The sequence below is a fragment of the Streptomyces sp. HNM0574 genome (assembly GCF_012726235.1).
Taxonomy (GTDB): domain Bacteria; phylum Actinomycetota; class Actinomycetes; order Streptomycetales; family Streptomycetaceae; genus Streptomyces.
Genome location: NZ_JAASAH010000001.1, coordinates 505,450 through 519,445 on the forward strand (window position 1 = coordinate 505,450; position 13,996 = coordinate 519,445).

17 protein-coding genes are annotated in these 13,996 nt (G+C 73.0%); 5 read left to right on the forward strand and 12 right to left on the reverse strand.

Going from position 1 to position 13,996, the window contains the following annotated elements; genetic code table 11:
- Positions 1-127 precede the first annotated feature (127 nt).
- Positions 128-439, reverse strand: a complete 312-nt coding sequence (locus tag HCC30_RS02085; protein WP_169440200.1) for a YrhK family protein — start codon at positions 437-439, stop codon at positions 128-130.
- A gap of 163 nt (positions 440-602) precedes the next feature.
- Positions 603-1,178, reverse strand: coding sequence for a TerD family protein (locus HCC30_RS02090; protein ID WP_169440201.1), 576 nt, complete (start codon positions 1,176-1,178; stop codon positions 603-605).
- A 168-nt stretch (positions 1,179-1,346) separates the two neighbouring features.
- On the opposite strand from HCC30_RS02090, the gene HCC30_RS02095 reads away from it, so the two are divergent.
- A complete protein-coding gene (locus HCC30_RS02095; RefSeq protein WP_169440202.1) occupies positions 1,347-1,652 on the forward strand; it encodes a 4a-hydroxytetrahydrobiopterin dehydratase in 306 nt (101 codons plus the stop codon).
- Between the two features lie 63 nt (positions 1,653-1,715).
- On the opposite strand, the gene HCC30_RS02100 is transcribed toward HCC30_RS02095, so the two are convergent.
- From HCC30_RS02100 to HCC30_RS02110, 3 genes are read right to left on the reverse strand one after another with little or no spacing between them, the layout of a single operon-like run.
- Positions 1,716-1,973: a DUF397 domain-containing protein gene (locus HCC30_RS02100; RefSeq protein ID WP_169440203.1), complete on the reverse strand. Its 258-nt coding sequence runs from the start codon at positions 1,971-1,973 to the stop codon at positions 1,716-1,718.
- A gap of 11 nt (positions 1,974-1,984) precedes the next feature.
- On the reverse strand, positions 1,985-2,260 hold the full coding sequence (locus tag HCC30_RS02105; RefSeq protein ID WP_169440204.1) for a DUF397 domain-containing protein: 276 nt from the start codon (positions 2,258-2,260) through the stop codon (positions 1,985-1,987).
- Entirely contained in the window at positions 2,257-3,117 is an 861-nt protein-coding gene (locus HCC30_RS02110; RefSeq protein ID WP_169440205.1) for a helix-turn-helix transcriptional regulator, read from the reverse strand. The genes HCC30_RS02105 and HCC30_RS02110 overlap by 4 nt, the downstream gene beginning before the upstream one ends.
- A 149-nt stretch (positions 3,118-3,266) precedes the next feature.
- Here HCC30_RS02110 and HCC30_RS02115 point away from each other — a divergent pair, with 149 nt between their 5' ends.
- Positions 3,267-3,719: an ATP-binding protein gene (locus HCC30_RS02115; RefSeq protein ID WP_240979249.1), complete on the forward strand. Its 453-nt coding sequence runs from the start codon at positions 3,267-3,269 to the stop codon at positions 3,717-3,719.
- A 29-nt stretch (positions 3,720-3,748) separates the two neighbouring features.
- On the opposite strand, the gene HCC30_RS02120 is transcribed toward HCC30_RS02115, so the two are convergent.
- From HCC30_RS02120 to HCC30_RS02130, 3 genes are all read right to left on the reverse strand, one after another.
- Complete coding sequence (locus tag HCC30_RS02120) at positions 3,749-4,168, reverse strand: hypothetical protein (RefSeq protein ID WP_169440206.1); 420 nt, start codon at positions 4,166-4,168, stop codon at positions 3,749-3,751.
- A gap of 177 nt (positions 4,169-4,345) precedes the next feature.
- Entirely contained in the window at positions 4,346-5,182 is an 837-nt protein-coding gene (locus HCC30_RS02125) for an aldo/keto reductase (protein WP_346776455.1), read from the reverse strand.
- A gap of 153 nt (positions 5,183-5,335) precedes the next feature.
- Positions 5,336-7,162 (reverse strand): AMP-dependent synthetase/ligase, encoded by a 1,827-nt coding sequence (locus tag HCC30_RS02130; protein ID WP_169440207.1) that lies wholly within the window; start codon positions 7,160-7,162, stop codon positions 5,336-5,338.
- 444 nt (positions 7,163-7,606) lie between these two features.
- Between HCC30_RS02130 and HCC30_RS02135 the strand changes: the two genes are divergently transcribed.
- The gene (locus HCC30_RS02135; RefSeq protein WP_169440208.1) at positions 7,607-8,614 is read left to right on the forward strand and encodes a bile acid:sodium symporter family protein; all 1,008 of its coding nucleotides are present in this window, start codon (positions 7,607-7,609) and stop codon (positions 8,612-8,614) included.
- On the opposite strand, the gene fdhD is transcribed toward HCC30_RS02135, so the two are convergent.
- Positions 8,607-9,458, reverse strand: coding sequence for a formate dehydrogenase accessory sulfurtransferase FdhD (fdhD, locus tag HCC30_RS02140; RefSeq protein WP_169440209.1), 852 nt, complete (start codon positions 9,456-9,458; stop codon positions 8,607-8,609). The genes HCC30_RS02135 and fdhD overlap by 8 nt on opposite strands.
- A gap of 140 nt (positions 9,459-9,598) precedes the next feature.
- Between fdhD and HCC30_RS02145 the strand changes: the two genes are divergently transcribed.
- Positions 9,599-10,087, forward strand: coding sequence for a hypothetical protein (locus HCC30_RS02145; protein WP_169440210.1), 489 nt, complete (start codon positions 9,599-9,601; stop codon positions 10,085-10,087).
- The gene (locus HCC30_RS02150) at positions 10,084-10,818 is read left to right on the forward strand and encodes an HAD-IA family hydrolase (protein WP_169440211.1); all 735 of its coding nucleotides are present in this window, start codon (positions 10,084-10,086) and stop codon (positions 10,816-10,818) included. The genes HCC30_RS02145 and HCC30_RS02150 overlap by 4 nt, the downstream gene beginning before the upstream one ends.
- Positions 10,819-10,831: 13 nt before the next feature.
- Here the strand turns inward: HCC30_RS02150 and HCC30_RS02155 are convergent, their stop codons facing one another.
- The 3 genes from HCC30_RS02155 to HCC30_RS02165 form a co-directional block, all read right to left on the reverse strand.
- Positions 10,832-11,728, reverse strand: coding sequence for an SAM-dependent methyltransferase (locus tag HCC30_RS02155; RefSeq protein WP_346776456.1), 897 nt, complete (start codon positions 11,726-11,728; stop codon positions 10,832-10,834).
- Positions 11,729-12,081: 353 nt separating this feature from the next.
- Complete coding sequence (locus HCC30_RS02160; RefSeq protein ID WP_346776457.1) at positions 12,082-13,218, reverse strand: histidine kinase; 1,137 nt, start codon at positions 13,216-13,218, stop codon at positions 12,082-12,084.
- 49 nt (positions 13,219-13,267) lie between these two features.
- The gene (locus tag HCC30_RS02165; RefSeq protein WP_169440212.1) at positions 13,268-13,957 is read right to left on the reverse strand and encodes a response regulator transcription factor; all 690 of its coding nucleotides are present in this window, start codon (positions 13,955-13,957) and stop codon (positions 13,268-13,270) included.
- Positions 13,958-13,996 lie beyond the last annotated feature (39 nt).

The following is a 13,996-nucleotide window of genomic DNA, read 5'->3' on the forward strand; positions in this document are numbered from 1 at the left end:
GTGAGCCCGCGATCAGGGGGCGCGGGGAACTGCGCGAACAGCCACGACGGCGGCGGCAGGCGGCGACGTACCGACAGCCCGCAGCCCCGCATCCGGCGAAAGCCGCCCGCACCCCGCGCAGGGACCCTCAGTAGTCCAGCGGCGACCCGTGCAGGCCGGGCCCCGGCCCGTGCAGGCGGCGCAGATGCACCTGGCGGGAGAGCCGGATCGCGGGCCGGACCAGCAGCTCGACGCTGCCGAAGACGAAGCACCAGGTCCCGGCCGTCATCCAGGCGTCGGAGAAGAACATGATGCTGCCCGCGAGGAACCACAGGGCGATCAGGATGTCGTTGACGATGCTCGCGGCCTCGTAACGCTCCCGGACGGTGAGCTCCTCGCGGCCGATGTGCAGGGTCAGCGGTGACGTGCCCCGCGGACGTGCGGAGTCCGGTTCCGGCATGTGCGGTCTCGCTCCTCTCCGGCTCCCGGCGCCTGCCGCCCGGGTGGGAGGCCGCGCGCGGCGCCGACGTGCTCACCGCTCATCCTGCCGACCCGCCCGCCCCACGGCACGCGTACGGGCACCCCGCGCGGCGTGCGCGGGGTGCCCGTGGGGCGGACGTCCGTCAGACGTTGACGCCGAAGTCCTGGGCGATTCCGGCCAGTCCGGAGGCGTAGCCCTGGCCGACCGCGCGGAACTTCCACTCGCCGCCGTGCCGGTACAGCTCGCCGAAGACCATCGCGGTCTCGGTGGAGGCGTCCTCGGTGAGGTCGTAGCGGGCCAGCTCGCGGCCGTCGGCCTGGTTGACCACGCGGATGAAGGCGTTGCGGACCTGGCCGAAGCTCTGGCCGCGCTGCTCGGCGTCGTGGATGGAGACCGGGAAGACGATCTTCTCGACCTCGCCGGGCACCTTCGCGAGGTCCACGTCGACGGACTCGTCGTCGCCCTCGCCCTCACCGGTGAGGTTGTCGCCGGTGTGCTGGACCGAGCCGTCCGGGCTGGTCAGGTTGTTGTAGAACACGAAGTGCTGGTCGGAGACGACCTTGCCGCCCTGGCCGCAGAGCAGGGCCGAGGCGTCCAGGTCGTAGTCGGCGCCCGTGGTGGTACGGACGTCCCAGCCGAGGCCGACCGTGACGGCCGTGAGGCCGGGGGCCTCCTTCGACAGCGAGACGTTTCCGCCCTTGGCCAGCGAGACTCCCATTGCTTCCCTCCCGGTGGATCGAGTGTGCCCGGACCAGCGAATCTACAGCACTGTAGAAGAACCCCGGAGGCGGGGGCGTGACGGACCCTCCGGGCGCACCGGACGCACCGGACGCAACCGCCCCGTACGCCCTAGGCTGGACAGCCCCGACAGGAAGCGAGGACCGTCATGCCGCCCGAGCCACTGACCGACCAGGAGCTTCAGGACGCGCTCGCCGGACTGCCCGGATGGACGCTGGAGGGCGACCGCATCGCCCGCACCTACTCCTTCGGCGGACATCTTCCCGCCGCCGCCATGGTCATCCATGTGGCCGCGATCCAGGAGGAGTTGGGCCACCACAGCGACCTGGAGCTGGGCTACAACAAGCTGACCGTCTCGGTGAACACCCACAGCATCGGCGGCCGGGTCACCGCCCTCGACACCGGCCTCGCCCGCCGCATCGAGGACATCGCCCCCGGCCACGGCGCCCGCTGAGCGCCCCGCCCCGACGGGCTGGCGGCACGCGGCCCGTACCCGCACGGACCGCGTGCCCCTCCCTCACCCCCGGCGCCGCCCGGCGAACACGATGAACTCCGCCCAGGCGCCGGGCCCGATGTCGAGCACCGGGCTACCGGCCACCTTCGAGTCGCGCACGTGCAGGACGCCGGGACAGGCGGCGACCTCGACGCACTCGCCGCCTTCACCACTGCTGTGACTGCTCTTGCGCCAGGTCATGGCGACCTCGACGCATTCGCCGCCCTGGCCTGTGCTGTAGCTGCTCGTGAACCACCGCAACCCGGCAGCCCGCGTTGTCACCCCGCCTTCGTTCACAGATCCCCCGGCCGCCGTGCGGCGTACGCGACGAACTCGGCCCAGGCGCCGGGTGCTACGTCCAGCACGGGGCCGCCGGTCACCTTCGAGTCGCGTACGTGCAGGACGCCGGGGCAGGCGGCGATCTCGACGCACTCGCCGCCGTTGCCTGCGCTGTGACTGCTCTTGCGCCAGGCCATGGCGACCTCGACGCATTCGCCGCCGTTGCCTGCGCTGTGGCTGCTCTTGAACCACTTCATGGCCTGCGTATCGATGTTGTCTATGCGGTTCATCTCTCTCCCAGCAACTTCTCTACGAAGTCCAGCGACTCCGTCGGGGTCAGCGCCTGTGCCCGCAGGATGCCGTACTGCTCCTCCAGTTCGCGAACGTGTCTCCGCTCGCTGTAGAGGCGGCTGTTTCCTTGCGTCTCCGCGTAAGCGATCCTCTGTCCCCGGATTGTCTCGATCAAGGTGAACGGTCCTGCCATAGCGGCGTGTTCAGTCCGCTCGGTCGGCATGACCTGAATCTCCACGTTCCTGCGGTGGCCGCAGAGGAGTACCTGTTCAAGTTGGCCACGCCAGACTCCGTGCCCGCCGATCGGGCGCCGCATGACGACCTCCTCGACCACGAAACTGATGGTCGGCATGGGAGAGCGCTCGAATATCTGCTGCCGGGCCACGCGGGCGGCAACGCGCTGCTCGATCACGGTGTTGCTCAACAACGGGCGCCACATGCCGAACACGGCCTGCGCGTACTCCGGCGTCTGCAACAGCCCCGGCACCGCCTGGTTCGCGTACACATGCAGCTCGACAGCCTCCGCTTCCAGCTTCGCCGCATCTTGGAAGAACGCCGGATACCGTGCCCGTCCCACCTCGTCCTTCGCGGCGCTCAACGCCCCGCCCGCGTCCAGGACTTCATCCGACTGGTCGATGAATCTCGGCAGCGGGATGCGTTTGCCCTGTTCGAAGGCGGCGATGCTGGCGGACGAGTAGCCCACCAGGGCGCCGAACTCCGCCCGTCCCAGGCCCGCGCGCAGACGCAAGGCCTTCAGCTGTCTGCCGAAGACGACGAGGAAGCCCCCGCCGACCTCCGGTTCCGGCGCCGCTCCGGCGTCCGTCTCCTCGTCCCCGTACCGCTCCGGTTCGTCCATCCGGTCACCTCCGCCCCTGCTCAACCCGCGGGACGCGCACGCTGGTCACGGGCCGCCTCGCGTACAGCCGCGGCCGCCTCGCGTACAGCTGCCGCCGGTGGGCCCGTCGGTTCTGGCCGACGGTACGCGGGAGGACTGACAGTCGACCCATGAACCCGAGAACCCGTACACCTCAGCCACCCGCGCAACAGCCGGGCCCCGCCCGCCTGTTCGCCATGCGGTTCACCTCCACCCCGCGCGGCGCGCGCCTGGCCCGGCGTCTGGTCGCGCATCGGCTGGACTCCTGGGGCCACCCGTACGCCTCGGCCGTCCACGAGACGGTCACCGCGGTCACCGCCGAGCTGGCGGCGAACGCGGTGCGGCACGGCCACGTGCCGGGCCGCGACTTCCACCTCGCGCTCACGGAGTCGGCGGAGGAGGTGCCCGTCCTGCGCGTCGAGGTCACCGACACCCGCGGCGACCGCTGGCCCCGGCCGGGCCCCGCTCCCGGGGGCGAGGGCGGACGCGGTCTGCTCCTCGTCGCCGCCCTCGCCCGCGACGGGGGCACCGTGCCGCGCACGGCGGGCCCGGGCAAGACGGTGTGGGCGGAGGTGGTGACGTAGGCGTCAAAGTGCCCTGCCCGGAGGGGTGTTCAGGCCCGGAAGTACGCGCGGGCCGCGGGCCGGAACATCAGCCACACGGCGGTGAGCACGGCGGCGACGTGCAGGGTGCGGCTCGCGCCGAACAGCAGGCCGTCGGTCCCGGAGAGTGCGGCGGCGGGGGCGGCGCCCGTGAGGACGGCGCGCAGCGGCTCGGCGACCATCGACGCGGTGCCGAGGACGCCGAGGCCGAGGGCCAGCGCGAGGCGGGCCCAGTTCCGTCCGGCCCGCATCCGCCCGGCGACCCACAGCGCGACGGCGAAGACCAGCACGCGGACGGCGACCCCGGGAGCGTCGGCGCTTCCCCGTACCACGGCGAGCGCCGTCTCGAACACCCCCGCCGCCACCGCCGTCACCCACAGGACGAACGCGCGGCGCACCGGCGGGGGAGTGCTCGTTCGCGGCTGCGGCACGGTGCTCATCTCCTCGTCGGCGCGGGTGAGTTGCTCGCCCCGATGCTTCCGCGCGCGCCCACGCGCCGCAGCCCGGCCAGCCGGTGGACCCGGGGTGGGGCAGTCCTCACCCCGGGCCGCGTACGACGAACGCCGCCGCCCCGGGACGGGGCGACGGCGTCCGCGTGAACGGGTGGCTCAGCCGAGCCAGTTCATGGTGTCCGGGTCCGGGCCCAGGCGGGTGTCCGTGTTGAGCGCGGCCACGGCCTCCATGTCGGCGTCGTCGAGCGCGAAGTCGAACACGTCGATGTTCTCCTTGATCCGCGACGGGGTCACGGACTTGGGGATCACGACGTTGCCGGTCTGGAGGTGCCAGCGCAGCACGATCTGCGCGGCGGACTTGCCGTGCTTCTCGGCCAGCGCGGCCAGCTTCGGGTCCTGGAGCAGATCCTTGCCCTGGCCCAGCGGCGACCAGGCCTCGGTCGCGATGCCGTGCTCGGCGTGCAGCGCCCGCAGTTCGGCCTGCTGGAGGTTCGGGTGCAGTTCGATCTGGTTGAGCGCCGGGATGACCTCGGCGTGCTCCAGCAGGCGGCGCAGGTGCGCGGGCTGGAAGTTGGAGACGCCGATGGCCTTGGCGCGGCCGTCCGCGTAGATCTTCTCGAACGCCTTCCAGGTGTCGAGGTACTTGTCGATCTCCGGCAGCGGCCAGTGGATCAGGTACAGGTCGACGTGGTCGAGGCCCAGGCGCTCCAGGGAGGCGTCGAAGGCGCGGAGCGTCGAGTCGTAGCCCTGCTCGCTGTTCCACAGCTTGGTGGTGACGAACAGGTCGTCACGGGCGAGGCCGGACTCGGCGAGGGCGCGTCCGGTGCCCTTCTCGTTCTCGTACACGGCGGCCGTGTCGATGCTGCGGTAGCCGGCCGCGAGCGCGGCGGACACGGCGCTCGTCGCCTCGTCGTCCGGAACCTGCCAGACGCCGAAGCCGAGCTGCGGCATGACGGTGCCGTTGTTGAGGGTGATGGTGGGAACGTTGCTCACGAGGGGATGGTCCTCACGTACATGTCGATTCCGGATGTCCTCACGGTCAACGATGACAACCCGGGCGTGATTCCCGGCCGCGCCCGCCGGTTCGGCTCGTTTACCAAGGTTTTGCGAGGTGGGAGGGGGTTTCCCGGAGGAGTCCGGTCCGGCTCAGTTGTGGTACAGGGCCTCGATCTCGACCGCGTACGCGTTCTCGATCGCCTTCCGCTTCAGCTTCAGCGAGGGCGTGAGCAGGCCCTGTTCCTCGGTGAACTGGGCGGCGAGGATGCGGAAGGTGCGGATCGATTCCGCCTGCGAGACCTGGGTGTTGGCGGCCACCACGGAGCGGCGGATCTCGGTCTCCAGATCGGCGTCCCGCACCAGTTCGGCGGGCTGGAGCGCGGGCTTGTCCCGCATCGTCAGCCAGTGCGAGACGGCGTCCGTGTCGAGGGTGACCAGCGCCGCGACGTACGGCCTGTCGTTGCCGACGACGATGCACTGCGCGACCAGCGGGTGCGCCCGCACGCGCTCCTCCAGCATGGCGGGGGAGACGCTCTTCCCGCCGGAGGTCACCAGGATCTCCTTCTTCCGCCCGGTGATGGTGAGGTAGCCGTCCTCGTCGAGCGAGCCGAGGTCGCCGGTGGCGAGCCAGCCCCCGCGCAGCGACTCGTGCGTCGCCTTGGAGTTGTTGAGGTACCCGGCGAAGATCTGGCCGCCGTGCAGCAGGATCTCGCCGTCGTCGGCGATCGCCACCGTCGTGCCGGGCACGGGCTGGCCGACGGTGCCGAAGCGGGTCTGCTCGGGCGGGTTGGCGACGGCGGCCGCGGTGGACTCCGTCAGCCCGTAGCCCTCGAAGATGCGCATGCCCGCGCCCTCGAAGAACAGCCCGAGCCGGCGCTCCATCGCGCTGCCGCCGGACATCGCGTGCCGGCAGCGGCCGCCCATCGCGTCCCGCATCTTGGCGTAGACGAGCTTGTCGAAGACCTGGTGCTGCACGCGCAGCGAGGCGCTGGGGCCCGGGCCCTTGCCGAACGCCTTGCGCTCGACGGCCTCGGCGTACCGCACCGCCACGTCCACGGCCTTCTCGAACGGGCCGAGCTTGCCCGCGAGTTCGGCCTTGCGGCGGGAGGCCTGGAAGATCTTCTCGAACAGGTGCGGAACGGCCTGGATGAACGTCGGCCGGAACGCCGCCAGATCGGGCAGCAGCGCGGAGGCCGTCATCACCGGCTGATGGCCGATCTTGACCTTGCCGCGGACGGCGGCGACCTCCACCATGCGCCCGAAGACGTGCGCGAGCGGCAGGAACAGCAGCAGCGACGCCTGCTCGCCGGGCTTCGAGCGGAACACCGGGTCGTAGCGGGCGACGATGTTGTCGGCCTCGGCCATGAAGTTCGCGTGCGTGATGACGCAGCCCTTGGGGCGGCCCGTGGTGCCCGAGGTGTAGATGACGGTGGCGACCGAGTCCGGGGTGAGCGCGAGCCGGTGCCGGTGCACCACGTCGTCCGCGATGTGCCCGCCCGAGGCGGTCAGTTTGGCGACGGCGCCGTCGTTGAGCTGCCACAGCCGCTTGAGGCGGGGGAGGCGGTCGATGACGGAGCCGATGGTCATCGAGTGGTCCTCGTGCTCGACGACGGCGGCCGAGACCTCCGCGTCGTGCATCATCCAGAAGACCTGCTCGGCGGAGGAGGTGGGATAGACCGGCACGACCTGGGCCCCGATCGACCACAGCGCGAAGTCGAAGAGCGTCCACTCGTACCGCGTACGGGACATGATCGCGACGCGGTCGCCGAACCGGATGCCCTCGGCGAGCAGGCCCTTGGCCAGCGCGAGAACCTGGTCGCGGAACTCCAGGGCCGACACGTCCCGCCACTGGCCGCGTTCGTCCTTGATCGCGAGCGCGGCGCGCTGCGGGTCCTCGGCGGCGTGGTCGTAGACGGCGTCAGCAAGCCCTCCTACCTGGGGCGCCGTCGCCATGGCCGGGACGGTGAACTCGCGCAATGGGACTGCTCCTCGACGTGCAGGAAACACGCTGTCTGACACAGCGCGAGTGACCGTATCCGATACGGAACGGAATCGGGAGAGTCGTCTGAGCAGCTCAGACGGTCAATTCCGGTCACTTCGGAAGTGCGGGGCCAGGTCGTTGCAGATCACTCCGGGTTTCTGCACGGAACCTTCGCGAGCGTAACCTCCGGCACCGTAGGTTCCCGTCGGTATCCGGCCACGTTCCGGGGCCGGAGCGGGTCCCCGCCATGTGCCGGTTGTGTGGTGACGCCCCGGCCCCGCCCGCGCCTGCCCCGCGCCCGCGAACCGTCCGGGACGCGGACCGGGGCGGCGCCGGACGCGGGGCCGTGAGGAGAATGGGACCGGCACCGGCGGGCAGGCGGATCATGGCCGCCCGGACCGCCCGGGACCGTCCGGACCGCGCACGTACCGAGGGAGATCATGCGCCGCGTTGCACGACTGGTCGATCCGTACATAGCCCTGCTGCTCGGCACGGTCCTGCTCGCGGTGCTGCTGCCCGCGAGCGGCGGCACCGCGGACGGCTTCGCCTGGGCCACCAGGATCGCGGTCGGGCTGCTCTTCTTCCTCTACGGGGCGCGGCTGTCCACCCGGGAGGCCGTCGACGGGCTGCGGCACTGGAAGCTCCATCTCGCCGTCGTCCTGTGCACGTTCGCGCTCTTCCCGCTGCTCGGCCTCGCCTCGTACGGGCTCGTCCCGCACGTCCTCACCCCCGAGCTCCAGTCCGGGCTGCTGTTCCTCTGCCTCGTCCCGTCCACCGTCCAGTCCTCGATCGCGTTCACCTCCCTCGCGCGCGGCAACGTCCCCGCCGCCATCTGCGCCGGCACCTACTCCAGCCTGATCGGCATGATCGCCACGCCGCTGCTCGTCGCCTGGCTGATCGGCGGGCACGCCGCGCTCAGCGCCGACGGGCTCATCGGCATCGGCTGCCAGCTGCTCGCCCCGTTCCTCGCCGGGCAGCTGCTGCGCCGCTGGATCGGCGGCTTCCTCACCCGGCACAAGCGGGTGCTCGGTTACGTCGACCGCGGCTCCGTCCTCCTCGTCGTCTACACGGCCTTCAGCCAGGGCATGGCGACGGGCGTGTGGGGGCAGGTCACGCCGCTGCGGCTGCTCGCGCTCGTCGGGGTCGAGGCGGTGCTGCTCGCGGTGATGCTGACCGGCACCTGGTACGGCTCGCGCCGGCTGGGCTTCGTCCGCGAGGACCGGATCGCCGTCACCTTCGCCGGGTCGAAGAAGTCCCTCGCGGCCGGACTGCCCATGGCCAGCGTGCTGTTCGGGGCCCAGGCGAGCCTGGCCGTGCTGCCGCTGATGCTCTTCCACCAGATGCAGCTGATGGTCTGCGCCTACCTCGCCCGCCGCTGGGGGCGCACCGAAGCGGAGACGTCGGCCGGCACCGGTGCACGGGCGCCGGTCCCCGGTTCCGTCAGGTGACGGCCTCGCCGGAGACCGTGAGGCGCTGCGCCCCCGCGTAGACGTTCATGGAGCGGCCGCGGAGGAAGCCCACCAGGGTCAGGCCCGACTCCGCCGCGAGGTCCACCGCCAGCGAGGAGGGCGCCGAGACCGCGGCCAGGACCGGAATGCCCGCCATCACCGCCTTCTGCGCCAGCTCGAACGAGGCGCGCCCGGACACCACCAGCACCGCGTCCCGCAGCGGCAGCCGGCCGTCCCGCAGCGCCTGCCCGACGAGCTTGTCCACCGCGTTGTGCCGCCCGACGTCCTCCTTCACGTCCAGCAGCTCCCCCTCGGCGGTGAACAGCGCCGCCGCGTGCAGCCCGCCCGTCCGCTCGAACACCCGCTGCGCGGCGCGCAGCCGGTCCGGGAGGACGGCCAGCGTGGCCGGGTCGAGCCGGGGCAGCGGCGAGGGCTCCTCGGGCAGTGGCCAGCGGGTGGTGGTGCGTACCGCGTCCAGGCTGGCCTTTCCGCACAGGCCGCAGGAGGAGGTGGTGTAGACGTTCCGCTCCAGCCCGGCCTCCGGCAGCGGGACGCCGGGGGCGAGGCGGACGTCGACGATGTTGTACGTGTTCGCGCCGCCGTCCTCGGCGCCCGCGCAGTACACGATGCGGGACAGCTCCTCCGCGTCCCCCAGCACGCCCTCGCTGACCAGGAACCCGGCCGCGAGCGCGAAGTCGTCGCCCGGGGTCCGCATCGTCACGGCGAGCTGCCGTCCGTCGACGCGGATCTCCATCGGCTCCTCGGCGACGAGGGTGTCCGGGCGCGTGCTCACCGCACCGTCCCGAATGCGCAGTACGCGGCGCCGCTCCGTGACCCGTCCCATGGCCCGTCCTCCCGAGTCCTGCGTCCTGAAGAGCCGCCCATTCTCCCGCACCGGGCGCGATCCCGGCCCGCGCGCCCCCGCCTCCGCGTACGCTGCCGACAGAACCGGACGAACCCGCGCCCGAAGCGACCGGAGGCGAAGTGACCGCAGCCGAACGGCCCGTGGCCGTCTTTGACCTGGACGGCACGCTGTCCGACGCGCGGCACCGGCTGCCGTATCTGGAGACCCGGCCGCGGAACTGGAAGGCGTTCTTCCGCGCGGCCCCCGACGACCCCCCGCTGCCCACGGGCGTCCGCCTCGCGCTGCGCTGGGCGGAGACCAGCGACCTGGTGTACGTCACCGGCCGCCCCGAGAGCTGCCGCCGCGACACCGAGCGCTGGCTGGCCGGAGCGGGCCTCCCCGAGGGCGAGGTGCGGATGCGCCCCGCGCGGGACTTCCGCCCCGCCCAAGTCACCAAGCTGGAGCTGCTGCGCGCCCTGGCCGCCGAACGCACCGTCGCGGTGGCCGTCGACGACGACGAGCGGGTGTGCGCGGCCTACGAGCAGGCCGGGTTCGAGGTCGTCCGCGCGGACTGGATGCCCGGCGCGGAAACCCTCGACACGGCGCAGGAGACGGAGGGCCGCACATGACGGCCGGGACCGCACCGGTCATGGGCCCCGAGGGGCCGATACGGCCGGCCGTGGACGGGGCCGGGCCGCGCCCGCTGCGCGCCGTGCTCTTCGACTTCTCCGGCACGCTCTTCCAGGTCGCCTCGTACGCGGACCGGATCAGGGCCGCGTCCCAAGTTCCCGTCCCCGACGAGGAGTTGGAGGCGCTGCTCGACGGCCTGGAGGCCGGGCTCGACGACCCGGACGTCGCCGCCGCGCAGCACGCGCGCGACGTCTCCGCCGAGGCGCACCGGCACGCGTTCCTCACCTGGTACGCCTCGGTCCCCGCGCTCGCCCCGTTCGCCGGGGCGCTCTACGAGCAGCTGCGCACCCCCGCGCACTGGCTCCCGTACGCGGACGCGCGCCCTGTGCTGGAGGAACTCGCGGCGCGGGGCGTGCCGATGGGCGTGGTCAGCGACGTCGGCTGGGACCTGCGGCCCACGTTCGCCGCGCACGGCCTCGACGGGTTCTTCACCGCCTGGGTGCACTCCTGCGACCACGCCACCGAGAAGCCGGACCCGTACCTGTTCCGGCACGCCTGCGGCCTCCTCGGCGTCGGCCCCGAGGAGACGCTGATGGTCGGCGACAACCCGGCGAAGGACGGCGGCGCCGTCGGCGCGGGCCTGCGGGCCTACGTGCTTCCCGTCGCGGCCGGGGGCACGGCTCCCGGTTCGCGCCGCGGCCTCGACGCCGTCCCGCGCCTGCTCGGCTGAACCGGCGCGGCCGTCAGGGCAGTTCGCCGTAGGTGTGGGCGAGGTGGCGGGTGAGCTCGGCCGCCGCGGTCAGCGTGCGGCCGTACGCGGCGGCCGCGACCTCGGCCGTGACGGTCCTGGTGTGCCAGCCGAGCGCGGCGAGCCTGCGGTCGGACGGCGCGCGGAGGTCGCCGTGCACCATCGCGCCGAGCTCGGCGCCGAGGATGCCGCCGCTGTGCCGCATCAGCTCGCTGCGGGTCAACTCCGCGACGCGGCCGACCTGTTCGACCGCGATCCGGCTGCCCGGCGCCGACAGCGCGCCGATCCGCGCGAACAGCCGCTCCTCCGCCTCCCCGGGCAGACAGGGCAGCAGCCCCTCGGCGACCCACACCGTGGGCCGGTCCCGCTCGAAACCGGCCGCCTCCAGCGCGTCGGCCCAGTCCTCGCGCAGGCCGGCCCGTACGGGACGGTGCGTGCAGCCGGGCCGCGCGCCGCGCTCCGCGAGGGTGCGCAGCTTGAAGTCGAGCACGGCGGGACGGTCCAGCTCGAAGCAGACGGTGCCCGAGGGCCACCGCAGCCGGAACGGCCGCGCGTCCAGCCCCGGGGCGAGCAGCACCACCTGGGTGATCCCGTGCCCGACCGCCTCCCGCAGATGGTCGTCGAAGGCGCGGGTGCGCACCCCCACGTACTCGGTGACCATCGCCCACAGCGCCTCCGTCGCCATCTCCGGCGTCAGCTCGGCGAGCGAGACCGGCATCGGTACGGGCGGCCTGGCGGCGGTGACGAAGTGCGCCGCGTACGGGTCGGAGACGAGCGGGTCGGCGCGGGTGGCTTCCATCGCGCGGCCCGCCGCCACGGCCAGAGCCGTCATGCCCACCCCGGAGACGATGTCCCCGCGCTCGCCGCCGCCCACCTGGTTCGCGTCACTCACGTGCACCTCCGTACCGGCATCCGCTGGGTGGCACGCCCCTCGGGCCTGCCGCACGCGGATGCTATCCGCGAGGAGTCAAGGGGAGGTCAAAGCACGTGCAAGGGCGGGGAGTTGAGGCTTCTCCTGCCCGTGCGGACGCTCAGTCGCGCAGGGCGTCCAGGCCGTGCAGGACGACGGACAGGCCGCGGGTGAACTCCTCGTCGGCGGCGACGTCGCGGGCGTCCCCGGCGGTCGCGGACAGCAGCGGGTACTGCTCCGGGGGCAGTCCGGCGAGGGCGGCGGTGTCCCGGGCCGGCCGAGGTGCTCCCGCCGGCTCATGAACGGGCCGCCGGCGCGGGGGAGTGACCGCCGGGTCAGCCCCGGGGTGCTCCCCTCGGCAGGAGCGCGACGACCTCCCAGCCGCCCTCGGGCATCGGGCCCGCCCGCAGCGTCCCGCCGACCGCCGCGGCCCGCTCCGCCATCCCCACCAGGCCGAACCCGCCCGCCGGATGCTCCTCCCCGCCCCGGTCGCCCGGGGAGCGCCCGTCGTCCGTGATGCGCAGCTCCACCTCCGTGCGCCGCGCCCGCAGCCGGACGCGCACGCTCGTCGCCCCGTGCGCGTGCTTGCGGACGTTCGTCAGCGACTCCCGTACGAGCCGGTACACGCTGGCGGCCGTGTCCGGCGGCAGCTCCGCCTCCAGCCCCGGGTCGACGTCCAGCACCACCGGCGGCCCGGTACGCGAGAAGCCCGCGGCCAGCTCGCTCACCTCGGAGAGCCCGGCCACCGGCGCCGTCGCCGGACCCTCCGCGTCCCGCCCCTCGCCGCCGTCCCGCATCAGGGACACCAGGCGGCGCATCGCAGCCAGCGCCTCGTCCGCCTCGGCCTCCACCCGCTCCAGGGTGCGCCGCGCGACCTCCGGGTCCGGCGAGGCGAACCGCGCCGCCCGCGTCTGCACCACGATCCCCGTGACGTGATGGGCCACCACGTCGTGCAGCTCCCGCGCCAACTCCCGGCGCTCGAAGGCCCGTACGGCCGCCACGTCCCGCACCCGCTGGTCCGCCTGGACCCGCAGCAGCAGCGAGTACACCGTCACCACTCCGGCCAGCACGGAGAACAGCAGCGTCACATGGCCCGGGTTCACGTCCCGCGCGGGTGCCGCCACGCAGCCGAGCGCCAGCGGCGGTGCGAGCAGCATGGCCCGCCGCCGCGGCTCGTGCCGCAGCACCGACGTCAGCAGCACCAGCAGCGCGACGGCCTCGCCCATGCCCCAGGCGACGAGCGGACGCTGCCCGATCATCAGCGCGAGCGAGGCCGTCCACGACACCACCGCGGCGGCCCCGGCCCGCACCCGCAGCGGCACCCGCGCCTGCGGCACCGCGCACACGCAGACCAGGACCCCGGAGACCCACACCGCCGCGTGCGGAAAGGTCGGCTGCCGGGCCAGCACCACCCCCTCGAAGCTCACCAGGAACAGCAGCACCCCCGCCAGCGCCACCTTGCCCGCCGTCACCCACCGCGGATGCGCCGCGGCCCACCGCGCCACCGGGCTCACGCGGCGCTCACGCCCGCACCAGCCCGGTCTCCCAGGCCCAGGCGGCGATCTCGACCCGGTTCCGCGCCTCCAACTTGCCCTGCACGTTCGCCAGATGGGCTTTCACCGTGGACAGCGCGAGGAACAGCTCGGCGGCGATCTCCGCGTTCGTCCGCCCCCTGGCCACCAGCCGGACGATCTCCTGCTCACGCTCGGTGAGCGGCTTGTCCGGTGCCCTGCTCCCGGACGGGTCCCCGGCGCCGGCCGCCATGTCCCGCAGCAGCCGCACGGTGATCGCGGGCGAGATCAGCGAGTCCCCGGCGGCCGCCGCCTGGACGGCCTCGACCAGCAGCTCCGGACTCGCGTCCTTCAGCAGAAAGCCGCTGGCCCCGTGGTGCAGCGCGGTGTGCACGTACGCGTCGTGATCGAAGGTCGTGACGATCACGATCCGGGGGCGGTACGGCTCGTCCGCGGTGCTCCCGGGCCCGGACGCGGCGTCCGGCCCGCACAGGCGCCGGGTGACCTCCAGCCCGTCCAGCCCCGGCATCCGGATGTCCAGCAGCAGCACGTCGGGCCGCAGCCGGGCGACGGCCTCCAGCGCGGCCTCCCCGTCGACGACGTCCGCGAGCACGTCGATGCCGGGCCGGCTCTCCAGGATCATCCGGAACCCGATCCGGACCATCTCCTGGTCGTCCGCGATGACCACACTGATCGCCATACGCTCCCTCGGGTGATTCCGACCGGAATGTCAGCGTAT

Coding starts and splice junctions, on each gene's coding strand:
- HCC30_RS02085 (WP_169440200.1), bottom strand. CDS start 439: ATGCCGGAACCGGACTCCGCACGTCCGCGGGGCACGTCACCGCTGACC.
- HCC30_RS02090 (WP_169440201.1), bottom strand. CDS start 1,178: ATGGGAGTCTCGCTGGCCAAGGGCGGAAACGTCTCGCTGTCGAAGGAG.
- HCC30_RS02095 (WP_169440202.1), top strand. CDS start 1,347: ATGCCGCCCGAGCCACTGACCGACCAGGAGCTTCAGGACGCGCTCGCC.
- HCC30_RS02105 (WP_169440204.1), bottom strand. CDS start 2,260: ATGAACCGCATAGACAACATCGATACGCAGGCCATGAAGTGGTTCAAG.
- HCC30_RS02110 (WP_169440205.1), bottom strand. CDS start 3,117: ATGGACGAACCGGAGCGGTACGGGGACGAGGAGACGGACGCCGGAGCG.
- HCC30_RS02115 (WP_240979249.1), top strand. CDS start 3,267: ATGAACCCGAGAACCCGTACACCTCAGCCACCCGCGCAACAGCCGGGC.
- HCC30_RS02135 (WP_169440208.1), top strand. CDS start 7,607: ATGCGCCGCGTTGCACGACTGGTCGATCCGTACATAGCCCTGCTGCTC.
- fdhD (WP_169440209.1), bottom strand. CDS start 9,458: ATGGGACGGGTCACGGAGCGGCGCCGCGTACTGCGCATTCGGGACGGT.
- HCC30_RS02150 (WP_169440211.1), top strand. CDS start 10,084: ATGACGGCCGGGACCGCACCGGTCATGGGCCCCGAGGGGCCGATACGG.
- HCC30_RS02165 (WP_169440212.1), bottom strand. CDS start 13,957: ATGGCGATCAGTGTGGTCATCGCGGACGACCAGGAGATGGTCCGGATC.